General features: G+C 40.6%; 16 protein-coding genes. 4 read left to right on the top strand and 12 right to left on the bottom strand.

The window, feature by feature from the left end; translation table 11 throughout:
- Positions 1-13: 13 nt before the first annotated feature.
- A complete protein-coding gene (locus tag RMZ42_RS27535; RefSeq protein ID WP_322674399.1) occupies positions 14-1,345 on the bottom strand; it encodes a P-loop NTPase fold protein in 1,332 nt (443 codons plus the stop codon).
- Between the two features lie 881 nt (positions 1,346-2,226).
- Between RMZ42_RS27535 and RMZ42_RS27530 the strand changes: the two genes are divergently transcribed.
- The 3 genes from RMZ42_RS27530 to ftsZ all read left to right on the top strand — a co-directional run bounded on the left by RMZ42_RS27530 (position 2,227) and on the right by ftsZ (position 5,453).
- Positions 2,227-3,060 (top strand): cell division protein FtsQ/DivIB, encoded by an 834-nt coding sequence (locus tag RMZ42_RS27530; RefSeq protein WP_322674398.1) that lies wholly within the window; start codon positions 2,227-2,229, stop codon positions 3,058-3,060.
- A gap of 728 nt (positions 3,061-3,788) precedes the next feature.
- The gene (locus RMZ42_RS27525; protein ID WP_322674397.1) at positions 3,789-4,076 is read left to right on the top strand and encodes a hypothetical protein; all 288 of its coding nucleotides are present in this window, start codon (positions 3,789-3,791) and stop codon (positions 4,074-4,076) included.
- A 60-nt stretch (positions 4,077-4,136) separates the two neighbouring features.
- The gene (ftsZ, locus tag RMZ42_RS27520) at positions 4,137-5,453 is read left to right on the top strand and encodes a cell division protein FtsZ (protein ID WP_322674396.1); all 1,317 of its coding nucleotides are present in this window, start codon (positions 4,137-4,139) and stop codon (positions 5,451-5,453) included.
- A gap of 533 nt (positions 5,454-5,986) precedes the next feature.
- Here ftsZ and gshB read toward each other — a convergent pair.
- The 11 genes from gshB to RMZ42_RS27460 all read right to left on the bottom strand — a co-directional run bounded on the left by gshB (position 5,987) and on the right by RMZ42_RS27460 (position 19,433).
- Complete coding sequence (gene gshB, locus RMZ42_RS27515) at positions 5,987-6,961, bottom strand: glutathione synthase (RefSeq protein WP_322674395.1); 975 nt, start codon at positions 6,959-6,961, stop codon at positions 5,987-5,989.
- 231 nt (positions 6,962-7,192) lie between these two features.
- Positions 7,193-7,465 carry a glutaredoxin 3 gene (gene grxC, locus RMZ42_RS27510; RefSeq protein ID WP_190893995.1) on the bottom strand — a complete coding sequence of 91 codons (273 nt, stop codon included), beginning with the start codon at positions 7,463-7,465 and terminating at the stop codon, positions 7,193-7,195.
- A gap of 521 nt (positions 7,466-7,986) precedes the next feature.
- On the bottom strand, positions 7,987-9,375 hold the full coding sequence (locus RMZ42_RS34810; protein ID WP_416211839.1) for an XDD4 family exosortase-dependent surface protein: 1,389 nt from the start codon (positions 9,373-9,375) through the stop codon (positions 7,987-7,989).
- Between the two features lie 447 nt (positions 9,376-9,822).
- On the bottom strand, positions 9,823-10,704 hold the full coding sequence (locus RMZ42_RS27495) for a 2OG-Fe(II) oxygenase (protein WP_322674394.1): 882 nt from the start codon (positions 10,702-10,704) through the stop codon (positions 9,823-9,825).
- A gap of 434 nt (positions 10,705-11,138) precedes the next feature.
- Complete coding sequence (hflX, locus tag RMZ42_RS27490) at positions 11,139-12,884, bottom strand: GTPase HflX (RefSeq protein ID WP_322674430.1); 1,746 nt, start codon at positions 12,882-12,884, stop codon at positions 11,139-11,141.
- 139 nt (positions 12,885-13,023) lie between these two features.
- Positions 13,024-13,242: a hypothetical protein gene (locus tag RMZ42_RS27485; protein WP_322674393.1), complete on the bottom strand. Its 219-nt coding sequence runs from the start codon at positions 13,240-13,242 to the stop codon at positions 13,024-13,026.
- Positions 13,243-13,646: 404 nt separating this feature from the next.
- On the bottom strand, positions 13,647-15,356 hold the full coding sequence (locus RMZ42_RS27480) for a tetratricopeptide repeat protein (RefSeq protein WP_322674392.1): 1,710 nt from the start codon (positions 15,354-15,356) through the stop codon (positions 13,647-13,649).
- Positions 15,353-16,678 (bottom strand): AAA family ATPase, encoded by a 1,326-nt coding sequence (locus tag RMZ42_RS27475; protein ID WP_322674391.1) that lies wholly within the window; start codon positions 16,676-16,678, stop codon positions 15,353-15,355. Before RMZ42_RS27475 ends, RMZ42_RS27480 begins: the two co-directional genes overlap by 4 nt.
- Before the next feature lie 379 nt (positions 16,679-17,057).
- Complete coding sequence (cofG, locus tag RMZ42_RS27470; RefSeq protein ID WP_322674390.1) at positions 17,058-18,038, bottom strand: 7,8-didemethyl-8-hydroxy-5-deazariboflavin synthase subunit CofG; 981 nt, start codon at positions 18,036-18,038, stop codon at positions 17,058-17,060.
- A gap of 112 nt (positions 18,039-18,150) precedes the next feature.
- Positions 18,151-18,912: a beta-carotene ketolase CrtW gene (crtW, locus tag RMZ42_RS27465; RefSeq protein ID WP_322674389.1), complete on the bottom strand. Its 762-nt coding sequence runs from the start codon at positions 18,910-18,912 to the stop codon at positions 18,151-18,153.
- Positions 18,913-19,241: 329 nt separating this feature from the next.
- Complete coding sequence (locus RMZ42_RS27460) at positions 19,242-19,433, bottom strand: chlorophyll a/b-binding protein (RefSeq protein WP_322674388.1); 192 nt, start codon at positions 19,431-19,433, stop codon at positions 19,242-19,244.
- A 350-nt stretch (positions 19,434-19,783) separates the two neighbouring features.
- Here RMZ42_RS27460 and RMZ42_RS27455 point away from each other — a divergent pair.
- The coding region (locus RMZ42_RS27455; RefSeq protein WP_322674387.1) for an SDR family oxidoreductase at positions 19,784-20,334 on the top strand (551 nt) is incomplete at its 3' end.

Here is a 20,334-nt window from a genome sequence, read left to right as displayed (position 1 = left end):
TGACAATTGACTGTTACTTATTTTGTTGCCAAGCCAAAACTTTTTCTGTTTCTGCCAAGGCTGGACTGATGCCAAACCAGCGCCCCACAGGATCTCGATATTCAAACAAATACATACTTCTTAGTAAGCTCTGATAGTCAGACTCACCTTTAACTCTCTGCTGCTGTACTACTTCAAACAATAATTCCCACTGGGATTCATCAATAGCTAATAGCAAATCGTCGCGGTAGTCCTTAATCACGGCTTCTAAGCAGTCCCTAGAAAAAGGCGGATCTTGTCGTTGCAGGCAGCTATAAAGTAAGCCTAATAAGTTACGAATGTGACCACCACTAACGCGACATAGACGATCCAAGGTTTCGGAGCGATCGAATAATTCTGTAATTAATGAAAGTCTGCTATTCAAAGGAACTTCTGGAAAAGCTCTAGCTAGAACTAACTGGCGCACTAGTGACATTCCTGGTTCGTAGTCACTGCCATCTCTTTGCCGCACTAATACCATCGGTAGTACTTTTGGTGCAATCCCTCCCCCCAGACGATTTTTCAGTGTCTCATACTCATTGGAGAAAATTAACGTTAGAGGAATTGTGTAAACTAGGTGGCATTTAAGTCGGCGTAACTGTTCGCCTCGGTCAATGAAGAGATATTCTGGTTGCGATCGCCCGGATGCTAAGGGACGCATATCTACTCGATCCAAATTATCTACAATCACTACCAGTCCTTTTTGACCCCTTAGCTTTAGCTGTTCAACAGCCTTTTCTAAAATCTCTTCGTTAATCGCCTGCAAAATACTATTGGTACGTGGTTCCAGATATTGCCTCAGTTGATTCCGCATCTGGGTGCTATCTTTGGTTTTCGCAGTAATTTTGGCAATACCCAAGGACAACTCTGCTTGTCCAGAAAGTTCTATAGGGCTTTGCAAAAAATCGCCTACTTCTTTAAACAAATTGGTAAAGTAACCAGGTTTGAGTTTAATGCTAATCCCTTCTAAACTGGCACTGACTTGACGGGCTACACTCAGCAAAATATCGCTGACATCAATATCCGCCATATCTAAGTCTTGACTGGACTCAAAATAAACCACATGAAATCCTGCCAATTCTAGTTCTGTCTTGAGGCGCTGCAATTCCGTTGACTTACCGCAGCCAATGTGACCCGTAAATAACTGGCAGGTTGGCTCATCAGGAGAAATCCGAATAATAGTTCGCTGCAATTCTTCGACAATCTTGCAACCACGTACATCAGCAAAATCTATGTAATACTGCCGATCTAGTACGTTACTTATATTAAGCGTGTAGCTAGGGTTACATGCTTTATAAAAACGTGACAAATTTAATGTCGTTTTCATGTATGTAGAGGTTTATGTAGATGCAGTTTAGTTTGAATTCTTTATACAATTAATCCCTATCTAGGATGTAGATAGAGGATTGACTCGCAAGGTGGTAGTGTCTTGCAAAAGACAGTACTTGTCGCCAGATTACTGTCAGTAGTATGGTAGAGATTTAATCGATCCTAATAGCAAATGGCACTAAGATAATGCAAACCCATTATCTACAAAGCTTTTGGGTGTGGGGTGTAGGGTGTGGGGTATAGTGACGAATAACTTTATTTATGTTCGCACTTATTTTTACTTTTCTTGATTTTTCAGAACCTACACTCTATTTCCTATACCCTTACCTGGCAAGGATTTCATCTTTTATTGGTGACGCTCTACCTGTCAGGTCTTAAGCATATCTGTCCTTTTTACACCTGCTATTGAAGTTTTGACAATCTCTCCCTTGTGTTTGACATGCCACAAAATTATATGGTTTAGGGAGCAAGTAAAAAAAACTACAAATTTTCATGGTTCTCAGTTTGGATGGCTGATGGGTGTAACTGGTATGAATTATAGCAAGGTATACAGAGATCCAGGAATACTTATGTATCATTTCACATTCTATTTGTCAAGAAAGCCAAATCCCACACATCTCAATTAATATTTTGTAATCTTTAAGGAAAAATCTTCAAAAATAACTTGTCAAAAAGACTACAGTCAGTTAAAAATGGACACCGGAAACTTTAATAGAACTAATTACTAGCGCCATAATCATTGTGTAGTTACTGTAAAGTGTTACTAAAAATAAAAAAAGTCTTGAGGAGAGCGGCTAAAAGATGCCAACAGTGTTTACTGAAATTAATAATGATACGAGCTTGTTAAGGAATTTAGATTGCAACCAAAAAGGGGTGTGAATGGCTGGCATAATATCAGTTTCCCGCACGCATCTAGCCCAGCGTCGCCAGAAATTGCGTCGGCAGCGGCAGATGAAAATTATTCAAGCTATTTGGCGAACCTTTGCCATTACTGGTTTAGCGGGTGGATTGTTGTGGGTGGCAGTCCAACCGATGTGGATGCTAAAGGCTCCCAAACAAATAGTGATGAAATCAGGCAATAAATTGCTGTCAGATCAAACAACTCAGTCATTGTTGGTGCTGTCTTACCCTCAGTCTTTGTGGCGGATTGAACCGTCAGCGATCGCTAACTCTTTGAAAAAACAGCCAACTATTGCCCAAGCCATCGTCAGACGCCGCCTATTTCCTCCTGGATTAATCATTGAAATCCAAGAACGAGTACCTGTAGCGGTAACTCAAACACGTGGCAACAAAAAAGTAACAATCGGCTTACTAGATGCAAGTGGGGCCTGGATGCCTTTAGAAAAATATACATCACTGAATCCTACTAAAAAATTACCAAATCTCAGAGTAATTGGTTCGCCAAATCAATACTGCCTTTACTGGACTCAACTCCATGAAGCTGTGAGTCAAAGTCCCGTGAAAGTTATAGAAATTGATTGCCAAAATCCAACAAATTTAATTTTGAAAACAGAATTAGGAAACGTGCATCTCGGTGTACCAAGTCCCCAATTGTCTGAACAATTTAAGGTACTCGCCCAAATGCGTCATTTAGCAACAAAATTTAATTCTGGTCAAATAGAGTATATCGATCTGAAAAATCCTGAACTTCCATTAGTACAAATGAACCAAAAAGATCAAAAATTAACTGCCAAAATTCCTAAAAACATCTAGCGTGTTTATTATTTTGATAGTTCCTAGTAAATTAAGAAGCTTTATGCTGATAAATATATTTATTATTTTCAGTTTTCCAGCAAATCGCCCGAAAATCGGCATTAACTTCTAATTAAAATGAGAAAATCAATCATAAAATCTCTATTGCGAGTAACAGACCCTCAATTGTTACCCTAACATCTAATAGTAGGGTGCAAAATGTCAGACAGTCTAATGATGGCCTATCGCGTATAAAACGCCTTCTGCCCATACATTCCTTGACTAAACCCAGTGCAAAAAAGAGAACATTGCTTGAGCTTTTCATTCAGATTCAGACTCGTGAGCAGAAGTCACTGATGGAATGGTTTATGCCGCCATCCAAGTGCAGAAGCAAAAAGGCTCTGGCTTTGGTCTGTTGAGGACACTTCCAAAGACAGTTTACCGAAGTTTCAATCTGTAACGAAAAATGCCAGCCAAAATTGCGTAAGCATTGCTTCTGGGCAATAAGTTTGGACTGTTCTGTGCTGTAATTCCTATTAGGTGACGAAATCTCTTAGGAAATCTTGATTTGTTGGCCGCACTAGTGAGAGTTTTTGTAAGATAGACTATTGCTTCAACAAAGTGTCCATTGTGACCACCCAAACAACAAATTAATCAGGTATAGTCTGACAAGTAAATTCTTGCTTAGTTTAACTTAAGCATAAGTAAGTAGAAGGTAAATTTTGTGTCTAAAGCTGCAATTATGCCCAATGGTAAAACTTATTAACAATATTATTATTGAGACAGAGAAGATACGCTGTAGTGTGTCTTTACCAGTTATGCCCGCCGCTGAGAATAATCAAGAGATTAATGTCTGGTTGAAGTTATACAGGTCAGTTTTAGATAAATATAGGTATACTTCTCTAGAATTGGCTGTGCGATCGGCTGTGTTAAAAGCTCATCCCATAGCAAATTTTCGCACTGCCAATTCTGTTAGGCTTGGCAGTAGTGAAAACAATAAAGAACAACGCCATACTATTGTGGCATTGTCAAACTAAAGTTGACTCTTAGGTGAATAACACCTGAAAAAGTCGTTTATCTACCCTTTCACAAATCCAATGACACTTGATAATAACCAAGGACTTAACTATAAAAATTCCCAATCTACGGGACAGCCGGGGTTCTCTCTGGCAGTTAACTCGACCAATCCCTTTAATAACTCTGGGCTGAACTTCGGGCAAAATCACGATAATAAAAAAATTTCTCCGGAAAATAGCCGAATTGGTGAGATTGTTCCTGGTCGGGTCGCCAACATCAAAGTGATTGGTGTCGGTGGTGGTGGTGGCAATGCTGTTAACCGCATGATCGAGTCTGATGTCTCTGGCGTAGAGTTTTGGTCAATTAATACTGATGCCCAAGCTCTTACCTTAGCTGGCGCTCCAAGTCGATTGCAAATTGGGCAGAAGCTAACGAGGGGTTTAGGAGCAGGTGGTAATCCTGCTATTGGTCAAAAGGCAGCTGAGGAATCACGGGACGAAATTGCTACGGCTTTAGAGGGTGCAGATTTAGTATTTATTACTGCTGGTATGGGGGGTGGTACTGGGACGGGTGCAGCACCAATCGTGGCAGAAGTGGCCAAAGAAATGGGTGCCCTCACTGTTGGTGTAGTCACACGTCCATTTGTTTTTGAGGGACGCCGCCGCACCAGTCAAGCAGAACAAGGTATTGAAGGACTAAAAAGTAGAGTAGATACACTGATCATTATCCCTAACAACAAACTGCTGGAAGTGATCCCCGAACAAACGCCTGTGCAAGAGGCTTTTCGTTATGCAGATGATGTACTGCGGCAAGGGGTGCAAGGTATTTCTGATATCATCACGATCCCCGGTTTGGTAAACGTTGACTTTGCTGATGTCCGAGCAGTTATGGCAGATGCGGGATCGGCATTGATGGGAATTGGCGTTAGTTCTGGAAAATCTAGAGCCAGAGAAGCTGCGATCGCAGCTATTTCTTCACCATTACTAGAGTGTTCTATTGAAGGCGCTAGAGGAGTTGTATTTAATATTACAGGTGGTACTGACCTGACTTTGCATGAAGTTAATGCAGCGGCAGAAGCAATCTATGAAGTAGTCGATCCCAACGCCAATATTATTTTTGGGGCTGTAATTGATGACAGACTCCAAGGTGAGGTAAGAATTACTGTAATTGCCACTGGATTTACAGGTGAAGTGCAAGCTGCGGTACAACAAAGCGTGGCTAACGTTCGAGTAGCACCTAATACCTCGAAGCGTCCAACAACACAGCAACCGACAGTTAATACCCCAACCTCAACTCCAAGTTCAACTCCAACCCCAACTCCAATTCCAGAACCAAAGGAAAAACCTGGATTAGATATCCCTGATTTTCTGAGAAACCGACGTACACCAAGGAATTAAAAGATTTGGAATTTGGGATTTTAGATTAACTTAGCAGTCTCCGGTCAGGCTGAACGCTGTATAAAATCTGCTACTGCCACCAGGGTTTTACCAAGGGCAGGGATAAGCAATCTTTTGCCATACCCAATTTTGCCAATTGGTAAAAAAACTTGTCAAGGCTACTTTATAGAATGAATTTGGGCAGGAGTCTACTGGCTTGCATGTCCAGCTATGCTTTCAGAACAAAACAATAGGAATACCTGCCCAACTATGGATGCATCACCGATAGCGCAGTGTTAGCAAGTCTTCAGTCTTCTCTCAAAGAAAAACGCCAAAGGCGATAGCACAGCGTTAGCTAGTCATTAAGCGTCACGAGCGTTACAGGCGATCGTAGACATGAATGCATCTACCCTTTACGATCCACTAAACTCATATTCCGTACAAGTAAATATATTTACTTAAAACAAGTAGCGTAGGAAACAAGCCCACGCAAGTGTCCAAAAGAAGTCTGTTTGCTGGAAAGTTAGGACATGAAACAAAAAAATAAATGTAAATTATTTTTGGATTTTTAGTCTCTGTTCAATCCATTGAATAACCTGATGACCAAGGTGAGTACCATCTAGACGGTCAATCTCACGAATTCCGGTAGGACTAGTGACGTTAACTTCAGTTAGGTAGCCACCGATAACGTCAATACCCACAAAAATTAAGCCATCTTGACGTAAGCGTTCGGCTACTTGGGTACAAATTTCATACTCTCTTGGGGTAATTTCGGTTTGAGCAACTGTACCACCAGTTGCCATATTATTGCGAAAATCAGTCCCACTAGAGAGGCGATTGAGCGCACCAATTGGTTCACCATTGAGCAAGATAATTCGCTTATCTCCTTCTTTCGCCTCTGGTAAATAGGTTTGTACCATTACTGGTACTTTACCTTGGAGGGTACTGAGTTCAACAATAGAGTTAAAATTGCGATCGCCTGATTGCAAAAACAAAATTCCTTCGCCAGCTTTATTACCCAACGGTTTGAGAACTGCTGCCCCCTTTGCTTCCACGAATTGCCGGATAAATTGCTTATCAGCACTGACAATCGTTTCAGGAATCGCTTTGGTAAACTGGAGGGCGTACATTTTTTCATTTGCCCCTCGAATGCCGCTGGCACTGTTAATCACCAAAGTTTTATTTTGGTCAATGTAATCCAGAATGTAGGTGGCATAAAGGTAAGAATCATTGACAGGTGGATCTGTCCGCATAAATACGGCGTCCATTGTATCTAAAGAAGTTAAGAAGGAATCGCTTAACTTATACCAAAGATTCGCCGCTACCCAGCGTCCCTCTACCAACTGTACTGGTACAACTTCAACTCGCTGTAGAACAGCCAAAGCTTTGCCCTCCGACACACTCAGCAGATTCGCTTGAGTTACCCAAACTTCGTGTCCCAGGATTTGCGCTGCTTCAATTAGGGCAACACTAGTATCATGACACGGGTCAAGTAGATGGATGGGATCAATGATAAAAGCCAGTTTCACCCTTTATACCTCAATCACCAAGAAATTAAATGGTTATTCAATTATTATCTCTTGATGCTCTCACCAATTGACGTACATATGTACTGCTGAGTAGAATCTGGAGGGTAAAGTCTTGTGGACAGATTGGTTTTGTGAGGAAACCTGTAGACAAGGCAGCGTGTTATTTTTCTAGAATTGTAGCGACTACCGTGTAATTGCAGTGGTTTGTCGCTATCGCAATACCTTCTGAACCTATACGCTATTGCTAGAAGTTAGTAGCTCATCCAGCTTGCCTTGACTATCTAAAGCGTGGATATCATCACAACCACCAATATGATCGTCATTGATGAAAATTTGCGGTAAAGAACGGCGTCCATTTGCTCTTTGAGCCATTTTATTTCTGGCTGCTTCATCCCCATCAATGCTGTATTCGATAAATTCAACACCTTTGTTTTTCAGCAAACTTTTAGCACGAATGCAAAACGGGCAAGTCCTCCAAGTGTAAATTTCTACTTTTGCAGCCATGATATCCTCAACTTGATTTAATACTTTTTAATTTTAGAGCTTTGCCACTGATTGTGACTGCTTTATTCATTCATAACCTAATCTACAGAAGGCGCTGATGTAAGTAGGCAAAAATAAATAAAAGTAATGTTAAGTAATGTAAAAATATTGAGATTAATTTGTAGTGTATCTCTTTGGGAAAGCAAGCTACACGTAGCGTCTACAAACCTTGAATTATTTACGCAGCTTTATTTAAACTCCAAGGTTAAGCTAGCCAACTATTATGTAGATTATTTTTATTTTGCATCTGACCTAACCAGCTAATAATATTTCAGTTTAAATGCTAGCAATAGCAGTAATTATATTTAGATTGTTTCTGTCGCTCAAATTTTTTCGCTACTAAGCGCTAGTTAAAAAGCAGGAATTATTGAGGTGGGTTCTAGTTTAGCGTTTCTTACCTCTAACAAAAATGGGTCTAGAAGAGCATAAGCATTTCTAAACCCATATTTAAGCTTTCTCCTACTAAAACTCAACAGTGTGGTTTAATTTTGGGAAATATTTTTTTTGTTTTTCTTCTTGAGTCTGAAAACACCCAAGGCAAATAATCCTAATGCTGCGGTTGTACTGGGTTCAGGTACTTTTTTCGGTTGAGGTGCAGGGGGTTGATAGTAAGGCGGTACTGATGGTACAGGTGTTGGAGCAGGTGCGGGTGCAGGTGCTGGCGCAGGTGCTGGAGCAGGTGCAGGTGCTGGCGCAGGTGCGGGTGCTGGAGCAGGTGCAGGTGCTGGTGTGGGTGCAGGTGCAGGTGCGGGTGCAGGTGCAGGTGCGGGTGCTGGAGCAGGTGCAGGTGCTGGCGCAGGTGCAGGTGCTGGCGCAGGTGCTGGAGCAGGTGCGGGTGCTGGAGCAGGTGCTGGCGCAGGCGCGGGTGCGGGTGCTGGTGCAGGTGCGGGTGCTGGAGCAGGTGCTGGCGCAGGCGCGGGTGCAGGTGCTGGTGCTGGAGCAGGCGCGGGTGCTGGCGCAGGTGCTGGCGCGGGTGCTGGCGCAGGTGCTGGAGCAGGTGCTGTGGCAGGTTTTATACTAGTTTCGCTTAGTGATGTACCGTACTGAAAACGGATGTTGCCAATCTTAGTGATGTCAAAGTCGGAGGCTAGCCCTGATAGCAGGAAAGTAGCTGAACTTTGAACAAAAGTCCCCGAACTCACGGCTGGATTTGCATCATTAGCGTAACCACTGATGATGCCGTAATTGAATTGCTGTCCACCGCCACCTTGGAAAATGCCTAAGCCAGCTGTACCCAGACCGTAGTGTTGGTCAATGCCAGGAAGTCCTCCAGTATTACTCGTGTTTGGCAATTTCCATTCCTTTAGAGCTAGAAGATCAACATTCTTTGTAGTGGTAGAGCCTGCGCTTGAGGTTACTGTCGGAGCTAGAGCCGAAACCAGCGATAAGTTGTTTAGGGGAGAACCAGCATAGTCCCAGAAAACTGAGGTCAGAACATCAGAAGGATTTGAGATTCCTACAGAAGATTTGTTAGTCAGGGTCAGTGACAATAAACCATTGTCTAGGTAATTAAAAAGAACCGACGCTGCCAGAGGATCGTTAGATTTGTCGTAGGTATTGGTTCCTGTAGCTGAAAAACTTATAGAACCCAAACTCTTGGGTGCAGGTGCTGGAGCAGGTGCTGGAGCAGGTGCTGGCGCTGGCGCTGGCGCTGGTGCTGGCGCTGGTGCAGGTGCTGGAGCAGGTGCTGGCGCTGGCGCAGGTGCTGGTGCTGGAGCAGGTGCTGGTGTATTTTTGTTGCCGTTGCCGTTACCATTACCGTTACCGTTGCCAGCCTGTGCTTGGGGTAGTTGTGACCCTAAAGCTAAGGTGAATGATAATAGACCACAACTTATATAACCAATTACTTTTTTTGAATAAGCTTGAGACATGTAAATTAAACCTCTTTTTCTTAAACAAGATATGAAAAAGCTTCCTAATAATGATGTTTATACGAGCATCATGGACATCATTTTCTTATCTAAATTGACATAAAAAAAAAAGATTTAGTACTGCTTTTTTTAAGCTTTATCAAAAATTTAATACACGATCAAAAAATGACTTGTTTTTAACTAATTATACTTATTAAGTATTTATACTGCAAGAAAAATTTTATTATAATTACGTAATAATTCTAGTTTTAATTAGAGAATTAAATCTTTATTTAAAAATAATAAATAAATTACTTAATCAATATTGATAAACTATTTATAAGTCAATGAAAGATATTACTTAGAAAATCGATTAGCTATGAGTTTGTAAGAAATTAGGGAAGGCGATCGCCTTCCCTAAAGTTAAATATTCATTGTGGTAGTGTATAGTGATTATACTGAATTCGCTTATCGACGCACCCAGCCATTGATAGTAAATCGACTATCTCCAAAAGCTTGAGAGGGACAATTCACAGGCAGTACTTCGTGCATATAACGGCTGAGAAAGAATACAATGCTGTTGTTGCGAGGTTCAACTGTTTTGAACGTCTCAGCATTTACATATACGTTATTTTCAATTTTGCTGTCGTAGATCAGCAACTCTCCACCAGAAAATGATTTTGGTTCTTGATAAAAGTAATAAACGTATGTTAGCTCTCTAGTAGCAGTATCTGAACTGCCATTATCATTATGAAGTTTGTAATAGTTACCATCATTATGTGCAGTGAGTTGACTTTCAATTTGTGATACAGAAAATGATGGTAAGTTTAATTTGCTCAAGATATCAGGAATCATTGCTTGAATTCTCTTTAATATCAGTTCTGAAAATTCAGGGAATGAGTAGATAACCATTGATTGGCGATAATTAATGTCGTTGGTAGAAGTATTGCTTGGCAAAAAATCCGACTCTTTTTTAAGGATGTATTCAACTAAATTCTTGTGTTCTTCTGGTTTAAGAAAATTATCTATTTGTATATAATCAGAAGCCAAAATATAATCATTTTGCAGTTGTATTTTATCTGATTGCTGTACAAAAATTGGGGGTTCTGTAACCACGCCTATAAGATGTTCGCTAGGAAAACACAAAACCGAGCGACCTTCATTGATGGGAATTTGGAATAAATTCTGTAACTCAGATTCTTGTTTGTAAGCACGAGCCACAACTGTTGTTAAAAGGCTATGCAGTATAGGTGCATCTGATTTTAAATAAACGGTGTATTGATGTCCTCCAGTTAAAAGAACCTGTACTTTGACATCTTTTGACTCAAATTGCTGTGAAGCTAATTGCATATACCTCTCTTTCTATAATGTTGATAAATGAGATAACTCTAAAAGTCATACTGAAAGGTTAATAGAGTACTTATAGCAGATTTAAAGTTGTGAGATAGACAAGCTAAATCTGTTACCCAGATATAAAGCATGTTTTACTCCTAAATTCTAAATTCTGCTGTATAAAATTAAGTAAGAACAAGTTCAATGCTTAAATCTTTATATGTAATTGAGTTTATTTAGTGATAAATTCAATTACTGTATCAGCTACGAAACAGAAAAATACTATTAATCAATTGTTCTAGCACGTCTTTTATAATATTGTCATTCAGCAAATTCCACATAAACCGATAAAGCTTTAGTAAAGTATAAATATCTATTATTTCAATAAAAAATGCCATAGTTACTATTAACTACGGCATTTTCAATTAGAAATTAAAAATTTATTTCAGTATTTACTGGGAATCAACGGCGTATTCAATGAGCTTGGCAAGGCGTTGACGTAGGGTTTCTAATCCCAAACGCTGACTCGCAGAAATAAATACCGCGAGAGGGAATTCTTCTCTAGCTAGGGCTAGTGTCTCACTATTGGCTTGATCGATCTTATTAAAAATCACTAGCGCCGGACCAGGAGTTATTGGCATTTGTGCCAAAATTTCCCTGACTGAGCGAATATGACGCAACCAAGCAGGGTGAGATAAGTCCACCAAATGTAGTAGGGCATCGGCTTCTGTGACTTCCTCTAAAGTGGCACGGAAGGCATCCATTAACGATGCAGGCAGTTCGTGTATAAACCCTACTGTATCTGTAATCAGAATTTCCTGATGTTCATTAGTTTCGCCATAAGGAATCGCCAAACGGCGGGTAGTCGGATCGAGAGTGGCAAATAACTGGTCGGCTGTATAAACTTCTGCATTAGTGAGAGCATTCAGCAAAGTGGACTTACCAGCGTTGGTATATCCAACTAAAGCAACTGAAGGAACTTCTCGATGCTGTCTTCGTTGCCGTAACCGCGAACGATGAGCTTGCAACTGAGTTACTTCTTTTTGCAGTCGAGAAATGCGCTGCCCAATTGCACGGCGCTCAGTTTCCAGTTTGGTTTCACCAGGGCCACGAGTCCCAATACCACCACCCAATCGGGACATGGTGCGACCTCTACCAGCTAGTCGCGGTTGCATGTATTCTAACTGTGCTAGTTCTACTTGCAACTTACCGGCACGGGACTGAGCGCGTTGGGCAAAAATATCCAAAATTACTTCGGTGCGGTCAACCACCCGGATACCAATTTGCATTTCTAAGTTGCGGACTTGGGAGGGTGAGAGGTCGCGGTCAAAGACAACAAGGTTGACTCCTAGTGTTTGGGCGGTTAGGGCAATTTCTTGCACCTTACCTTCGCCAACTACGGTTTGGGGATGAACGCGCGATCGCTTTTGTTGTATTGTTTGTAATACATCTCCCCCAGCAGTATCAACTAAACGTGCCAATTCTAATAGGGTGTCTTGGAATTGTAGGGGAGTCATTTCACTAGTCATCAGCCCCACAATCAGCACGCGATCGTGGTCAGCATCTACTTCCTGGGCGATAAATTCACGCTGGAATTCCGCTTCCAGATTTTCTACCAAGTCTACTAAATCCTGGTCTGCCAGATCGTCCAAGTCCAAAGGTGGCGATATATTCCAACTTGGGGATTGGATTTGGCTTTCGCCTATCTTGGGAGCCGCAGGACTAGTAATCAGGGTGCGAGACTCTTGGGGTGTCAGATGAGCTAGATAAGCTTCTTTGACATATCCAGTCGAACCGCCTCCCCGCCGTGTAAAGCCGGTTCCGGTAATATTTAGGACAACTAGGGCATCTAAGCGTTGCAGTGCCATAGCCGTGAGTGCCGCTTCGTTGGGCGGTTCTGGCTTTAGATGGGTGGCAATACAACGAATACCACTGAGTCGTTCTGCACCGTAACGGGGCAATTCCATCGGTGGTATTTGCGTTTGGCGTGGTGTGCCTACCCCGACGCGAATCACTTGTCCGCGACGGTTGATGTAGGCGCACACAGGCTGATTGACTTCTGTGCTAATTGCTGCCAGACGCTGGGAAAACTCAGGCGTGGTGATGCGATCGCCTGGTATGCGCTGGTGATACAGCCGCTGTAGTTGCTTCAGCTGGCTGGACTTCAGACCTTGGAGATTTCCAAAAATAGTTTCTATAGGCGTTTATGACCAGTTAAATGGCCCCCCGAATCCTTATATGTCTATTTTACAACAGGGTTTTGACTCCTATCTATCTCTTTTGAGGGATGCGTTAGTAATTAGTTCACGGTGAGTATTTATTTGACCGCTTTTAATTTCAGTCGTCATAAAGCCATTCGTCTTCTGGTGCGTAGCCGTTCAAAAAAGCGTCATGGCTGCGGATGCTTTCGGGTTCTTCCACATGAATTATGTTGTTATTCTCAGTTTCCCAATCTTCACCATCCAAAACCGAGAATTCTGTTAATTCAGGGTCGTTCAAAAAATCTTCGGCTGTGGCGGCGATAAAAGGTTCTAGTATTTTGTGACGTTCTGCCAAAGAAAGGCTAGCAATTTCTTGGAGAGATAGATTTTTTTGCTCTTAGGCATTTTCTGACATTTGATTTATATTCTAGGAGTTACGCACTGTACAAATGAATCATCTTGTGTATTAACGTAAATAGGTTGTTTCAGGCTTTTACAAAGCATCCTTTGTTAATTGCGATCGCAAAAAGATAATTGAAAAATCTAGCTAAAAGCCTTGAAAGGCATATCTATCATTTAGGATTTTCTGTCAATGCGTAAGTCCTATATTCTTAAAGATGGGTTAACTTTATATTTAGTAATGTCTCGGTATCGCTTTTAATTTCACTTAGTATTTTAAGTTGAAGGGTGAAGGCAATCGCTACATTAAGATGAGTTAAAATCATTTAAACCATAAACTTTAATAACAAGATCGCTCAATCAACGCCTAAATCCAATCAGCCTCAAGATACTTATCCAAATCCAAACTAACTTTTGTAATCCCAATTTTTGCTGAAACCAACTGATAATGTGTTTTTTCTGTATGTCAAGCAGAGCGTTCATAAAATCTGAATTAATTTCAAAAGCCTTACTAATACTTTTATTTCCTTCTCTCCAGCGACCTAATTTAATTAATGAAGACCCCTTATAATACCAAGCATAGTGATAATCAGATTTAAATTTTAGTGCTTGGTCGTAGGATGCGATCGCTTCTTCAAAGCGTCTTAAATTAAATAGCGCATTGCCCCGATTTTTCCAAGCTTGGTGTAAATCAGGTTTAAATTTCAGTGCTTGGTCGTAGGATGCGATCGCTTCTTCAAAGCGTCCTAAATTAAATAGCGCATTACCTTTACAGTACCAAGCTTCGTAGTCATCTGCTTTAAATTTCAGTGCTTGGTCGCAAGAAGCGCTCGCTTCTTCATAGCGTCTCAAATTGCCTAGTGCAATGCCTCGATTATACCAAGCATGAGGATGTTTGGGATTGAGGGCAAGGGCTTGGTCATAACAGATTATTGCTTCTTCAGATTGACCTAGTATATCTAAAGCATTTCCTTGCCAGTTCAAGCTTGAGTGGTCATTTGGTTCTATTTCTATCGCTTTCTCCCAGTTAGCGAGAGCTTCCTTCCATTTACTTAAGTCTTTAAGCGCGATACCTCGGTGATACCAAGCTTCCTGATAATCTGGTTTAATTTCTATCGCTTTGTCGTAAGATGCTACTTCTTCCTCGTAGCGTTTTAGATAGCCTAGTGCAATGCCCCGATTGTTCCAAGCTTCATGATCATCAGCTTTAATTTTCAGTGCTTGGTCAAAGGATGCGATCGCTTCTTCAAAGCGTCCTAAATTAAATAGCGCATAGCCCCGATCGTTCCAAGCTTCGTGATCATCAGCTTTAATTTTCAGTGCTTGGTTGAAGGATGCGATCGCTTCTTCATATTCCTTAGTGCTAATTAATAAGTTTCTTAGTTCAAGTAATAAACTGGTCTTACGATTCTCTGTCTGATGCTTTTCTCTCAGCAAGTCTTGAATTTCTATAATTTTCTCAATTTTTTGTTGATGGGTGAGTTTCAAATATTTATTATAGTTTCCTTCCAACAACAGGCGATTTGATTCTTGTTCTACGACTTCTGGTGTAGTCGGTAATTCAAATACTCCAGAACGCCAATCAAAAAAATCTGGGGCGCGATGAATAAAATAGTTTATCGAAAATGAACGTACAAGAAAAACTAAGCTAATTGGAAAATCATCTCTAAAGCGTTCTCGCTGTTGGTTTAAGTGATTTAAAATATGTGGAACACTGGTTAAATTACTAAATTGTCCTTCTGTTATTTCACCAAAACTTCTTTTTTCATATTTGTATAAAGAATATTCCAAACCTTTAATCAATAAAATATCAACTTGCTTGTCTTTGAGAAACTCTGCGACTGGCTGATATAAATTATCAATGGACTCAACCAAGCGCAAAACTGCAATGTTCTTCTGCGGAATCTCCTGGGGAAGTTTGACAATGAACTTGTCTGCTTCCACAGGTGTACATTGCACAAAAAACAAACCAAATCCTGATTTTCGCTTCAGTGCGCGAAGTAAGTCTTGATAAGCTTCTTCTGGTTCTGGGGGTAAATCATCATCCCAATCACTTAAATTTGGGTTCATGAAAGTTTCACTACGGCTTCTTTAAATTCTGGAATTCCTTGAATCAATGGATGGATATCATACCAACGCTGCATCTCTCCCTCATCATCCAAATATCGGTATTCTAAAAGACTGCGGTTATACATCAAGCTCCGATACAAATCATCATTAATAATACGTTTAGAAGAAGAGACTTCTGCTAACAGACACCATTGATGATTTTCCACAGCACGGCGAAAAGTATCTCTAGCTTGAGTAATTGCTCGTCGCACCGCTTTTTCTGAAACAGGTAACTCTTCAGTGCGTCCAATGGCATCTTGAGTTAACAATAGCAAATTCCTTACATGACCTCCACTCATCAAACAGAGTTTTTCTAAGGTTTGGGGACTATCAAAAATTTCCTTCTCTAGTGATAGTTCGGGTGCAATTTGCCGGACTCGCTTGTTAATTACTTCTTTAACTTTCTTGAGTCCTGGCTGGTAAACTTCCCCCTTGAGAGTGTTTACCATAATCATCGGCAAAATTTGGGGGTCGCCGTAGATATCTCTAAGGTCTGTTGCTCTGGTAGAATAGACCATTGAAATCGGGACAGTGTAAATCAAATGGCAATCTAAAGCTTGGAGTTGTTCGCTGCGGTCTAAAAAGACTTCCTCATAGTTGGTGCGCTCTCCTTCTTTGACTAACACCATCCGGTCTAAATTATCGACAATTACCGCCAGTTGAGTTTTACCTGTAGGTAAGTTCTTTTTTGCATCCGCTAGAAACTCATTCAACACCTGAATTAAAGTGACGGTGTAAGGATCAATTTTTTGGCGGATTTTATGGCGTAATTCAGGTACAGCTCTTAAATTTGCGGTCAACTTGGCAAACTGAGCAAGTTTGGCTTCTACTCCCAGACTCTCAAACTCTATGGGAGTCTGCGCCAAATCTTTTAAATCTTCCCAACGACTTTTTAACCAGTTGAGTATAGGAGCGGGACTAGCAATTTCTTTTAAATCTTTGAGCAAACGGCGGGTACAGGCGAGGAGAATATCTGTATATTGGGCATCTTCAGAATCGATATCCTCTTCATCAGCCGCAAAATAGACAACATAAAATTTCCGATTTTCTAAATACTTCTTTAATCTGAGTAATTCTGTAGACTTCCCCGCACCTCGATGACCAGAATACAATTGGCAAGTATTTGTATTTGCCAATTGCATCCGATTTCCCAACTCTTGCAAAATATCCGCATCTCCCCGCACATCCTGACAATCTACATATTTTGGATCGCCTGCGGGTAAGGGTTCAAAGGGGTTAAAGGCGTTGTAGAGGTTTGCGAGTAAGTCATCATTATTAAGCATAGGTAAAAAATATAGCAATGATGCTCATAATAATCGAGATTATAGAGAATTAAGGTGGATTCATCCAGTTCAAACACTCGTCAACGGAGTAAAAAGGTGGATTCATCCAGTTCAAACACTCGTCAACGGAGTAAAAAGGTGGATTCATCCAGTTCAAATACTCGTCAACGGAGTAAAAAGGTGGATTCATCCAGTTCAAATACTCGTTAACTAATAGAGCATCGATTCAATTATCAAAAACCTAACCCTCCAGCCCCCTTCCCTACGAGCGTTGGGGCAGCTAAACTCCCCTCTCCGCTTCGGAGAGGGGTTGGGGGAGAGGTTCTTTCAGGATTACTGAATTGGTGTTCTAGATAGTAAAATCTCTACTTCCCTATTCTTACAAAAGAGAAACAGTGGTTAGAGTCTTGCGCCACTGTTTCACCGCTGTTTGTAATTCTCCCGACAACCAACTATCAAATTGCGGATAAACTGGCAAACGAGCTACCAATTCCCACCCCGCAGGCTGTAAAATTTCTCTTAATGCCTGTTCCTGAACATGAGGATAATCGGGATTCACCTCATCTTTTGGCCCGATTCCGCCCAAATCTCGCGCACCAGCTTCGATACAAGCGAGTAACCATCGGTCATCTTTAACTAAATTCGGCGGAATTTGAATAGTAATATCTGGCGGTAAAATCTGACGTGCTTTAGCAATTACTTTTGGTAACTGATGAGGGTCAAAAGGTGGTGCATCAAAGGTTTGCTGATGTCCTGGACTATGAGGTTGTAAAATAACTTCTTGAATGTGGTGATAACGTTGATGCAGTTCAGATATAGCTGTTAATGTTTCCCACCAATCATCAACTGTTTCCCCAATTCCTAACAGTAACCCAGTTGTAAAAGGGATCTGCAACTCTCCCGCCCATTGCAATTGCTGTAAACGGACTTCTGGTAATTTACTCGGTGCGTGCCGATGTACACTATTTAACAATGTTGGTGTTAACTGTTCCAACATCAGCCCCATCGAAACATTCACACGCTTGAGCTTTTGCATTTCTTCAAAACTCAGTGGCCCCGCGTTTGTATGAGGTAAAAACCCCATTGAAAGCGCTAATTTACACAAATCATAAATCCGTGTAAACCACGCCTGACGCTTTGGCGAATGAGGATGCACTTCACCACTGAGTATAAGAATTTCACAGACTTTTTCGCTTTGAAGTGGTTTTAAAATACTGTCTGCATCTGAAATACTCATCCAGGGACTTTTACCCGGTTCGCTGCGAAAGTTGCAGTAACTACACTGATTAAAGCACTCGTAAGTGGGAACGATTGTATAAGCAGGGCTATAAGTGACAAGACGAGAATTATTAATTGGCATAAGCAGAATGAATTTGCTCTAGTAAGCAGCCCCAGACTTATTTTAATGGCTGGAGATGCTAACTACAAACCTTTAATTATTCACGCCCACTTATTTATTAGATAAACAAGAACTATTTTGCTTTGTAAATTTCTGGTAACTGCCACCAAGAAACATGAGGATACTCGTGATGTTCTTCGTGATAGCCGAAATGATAGCACGTGAGAAATGACCACCAAATTGGACGGCTAATCGTTTGGGCACAATGAGGCTGAATATACCCTGCAATTGGTTCGCTATGTGGAAGGAAAGTACCAAAATAAAATAATTGGAATGAACTTAAAAGCGAAGGAAGTACCCAAAAAGTTATTAGATTAGCATGGGGTATATGAAGGATGCGATTAGCAAACTGATATATAAGAGTTAAAGCAATAACTTGTCCCCAACTCCAGTAACCTTTCATAAAATGGAAATACCAAGCAAAGAAGTTTTTGTGTATACCATTATGAAAATCTGGGTCGATTTGAGTTGCTGGATTTTGGTGGTGTAACCAATGCTTTTTTAATAATTTTTTATATGGTAAAAGACCATAAAGAGATAGAGTTAATGTCCCAATAAAATGATTAATCTTATTGTTTTGGGAAAACACTACCCCATGCATGGCATCATGAGATGTAATAAATAATCCCGTATATAAAAATGTTTGCCATAGTATAACGGGCAATAGCATCCAAAATTTTAACTTGGAGATATCAAGGGAAAGCAATAAACTCAGGCTAATGACCCATGCGCTAACAATGACAATAGCAATGAAAAGTCCTTTAAAGTGAGATTTACTTTTCACTACTGAAGTCAATTTTGTTTGATGACTGGGTGGTTGTTCTAACTCGATCACACTTTTACTCCGCCTAACATTCAGATGAAAATTCAAAAAATAAAATATAGTAATTACATAAACTACTAACTACTAGCCGGAAAACTGTGTTAGTGGTAAATGTTTTACACTGGACAATGCCGACGAACAAAAATATATAGAAATATTAAGATACTTGAACTATTATTACATAACTAGATGCTATTTTAAAAACCGTTTTCGGTTAAAAGGTTGCGTGATATGAGTGAAGACACTGGTAAAATTAGTATTTATTATAACCAGTGCCTTGTATTTGATACTTTGGACAGAATCTAAGCCTGCAACAAAAACGCTCAATAATTAACGGGAGTTTAAGAAATCAGGTGAAGTACGTCCCGGACTACGCTATAACCATTGAGATCCCAAAGTAGGTAAGCTAGAAAACCGATCATAGCCAAGCGACCGTTCCAAAGTTCAGACTGAGGAGTTAGCCCAAGTTCACCAGCATTGCGGTCTTTGCCATTGTATGCAGTTTCAGTTTGATCGCTAGGATAAGTTGCCATTGTGAAGTTTCCTTAAGAAGCTAATTACATTGTTCATATTACTTAAATTACCCATGTGACGCTATCTGTCTCTAGTCCTAAAGTAGAAACAACTCTAAAGAATGAGATTTTGAAGATGTTTAGGAAATACTTATCTAGCAAAAGTTCAATAAGAGTTTTTATTACCCTTTAGAGTAGAGGTATTTTTACCAAACAACTGCGAATGAAAACTTATAATCTCGCTAAATAACTATTTTGGATATCATAAAAAATCTAACGAAAGTTAGAAGGTTTCTGGAATGTTATTGCTCAAAATAATAATAAAGAAAGAGCAAATAATATTTTTAAATTTACTACTTATATATAATAGTATGGCTCCTACGGTATTGATTACAGGTGCTTCTGAAGGTATTGGTAAAGCAACAGCTCTTTTATTTTCTCGGCAAGGATATGACCTTGTAATTACAGCTCGTCATGCTGACCGTTTGGAAGCTGTAGCGCAGGAGTTACAAAGCCTTGGTCGTGCAGCACCATTGACTGTTACTTGTGATGTCACTGACGCATCTCAAGTACACACCTTGGTACAAAAGGCATTGGAGCATTATGGTTATATCGATGTGTTGATAAACAATGCAGGCATCTTCGCATCAGGGCCCGTAGAGCAGTTTTCTCTCAGTGATTGGCATCAAATTATAGACACTAATTTATGGGGATATATCCACACAATTAATGCCCTTCTACCTCATTTCCTCGAGCGGGGTAGTGGAACTATAGTTAATTTAAGTTCCATTGGCGGTAAGGTACCAACTGCTTACTTAGTACCCTATTGCGCTAGTAAGTTTGGGGTGACAGGGTTGACGGAAGCGTTATCCCTCTTCTGTCACTTTCCGAGTATTCTGAATAAAAGGATTAAAAGAAAAAA

Source organism: Nostoc sp. DedQUE05 (assembly GCF_034530955.1).
GTDB lineage: Bacteria > Cyanobacteriota > Cyanobacteriia > Cyanobacteriales > Nostocaceae > Nostoc.
This window is presented reverse-complemented; position numbering and strand designations above follow the sequence as displayed.

What these genes read in the sequence shown, in the direction of transcription:
- RMZ42_RS27535 (WP_322674399.1), bottom strand. Translation starts at nt 1,345, where the DNA reads ATGAAAACGACATTAAATTTGTCACGTTTTTATAAAGCATGTAACCCT.
- RMZ42_RS27530 (WP_322674398.1), top strand. Translation starts at nt 2,227, where the DNA reads ATGGCTGGCATAATATCAGTTTCCCGCACGCATCTAGCCCAGCGTCGC.
- RMZ42_RS27525 (WP_322674397.1), top strand. Translation starts at nt 3,789, where the DNA reads ATGGTAAAACTTATTAACAATATTATTATTGAGACAGAGAAGATACGC.
- ftsZ (WP_322674396.1), top strand. Translation starts at nt 4,137, where the DNA reads ATGACACTTGATAATAACCAAGGACTTAACTATAAAAATTCCCAATCT.
- grxC (WP_190893995.1), bottom strand. Translation starts at nt 7,465, where the DNA reads ATGGCTGCAAAAGTAGAAATTTACACTTGGAGGACTTGCCCGTTTTGC.
- RMZ42_RS34810 (WP_416211839.1), bottom strand. Translation starts at nt 9,375, where the DNA reads ATGTCTCAAGCTTATTCAAAAAAAGTAATTGGTTATATAAGTTGTGGT.
- RMZ42_RS27495 (WP_322674394.1), bottom strand. Translation starts at nt 10,704, where the DNA reads ATGCAATTAGCTTCACAGCAATTTGAGTCAAAAGATGTCAAAGTACAG.
- RMZ42_RS27480 (WP_322674392.1), bottom strand. Translation starts at nt 15,356, where the DNA reads ATGAACCCAAATTTAAGTGATTGGGATGATGATTTACCCCCAGAACCA.
- RMZ42_RS27475 (WP_322674391.1), bottom strand. Translation starts at nt 16,678, where the DNA reads ATGCTTAATAATGATGACTTACTCGCAAACCTCTACAACGCCTTTAAC.
- cofG (WP_322674390.1), bottom strand. Translation starts at nt 18,038, where the DNA reads ATGCCAATTAATAATTCTCGTCTTGTCACTTATAGCCCTGCTTATACA.
- RMZ42_RS27460 (WP_322674388.1), bottom strand. Translation starts at nt 19,433, where the DNA reads ATGGCAACTTATCCTAGCGATCAAACTGAAACTGCATACAATGGCAAA.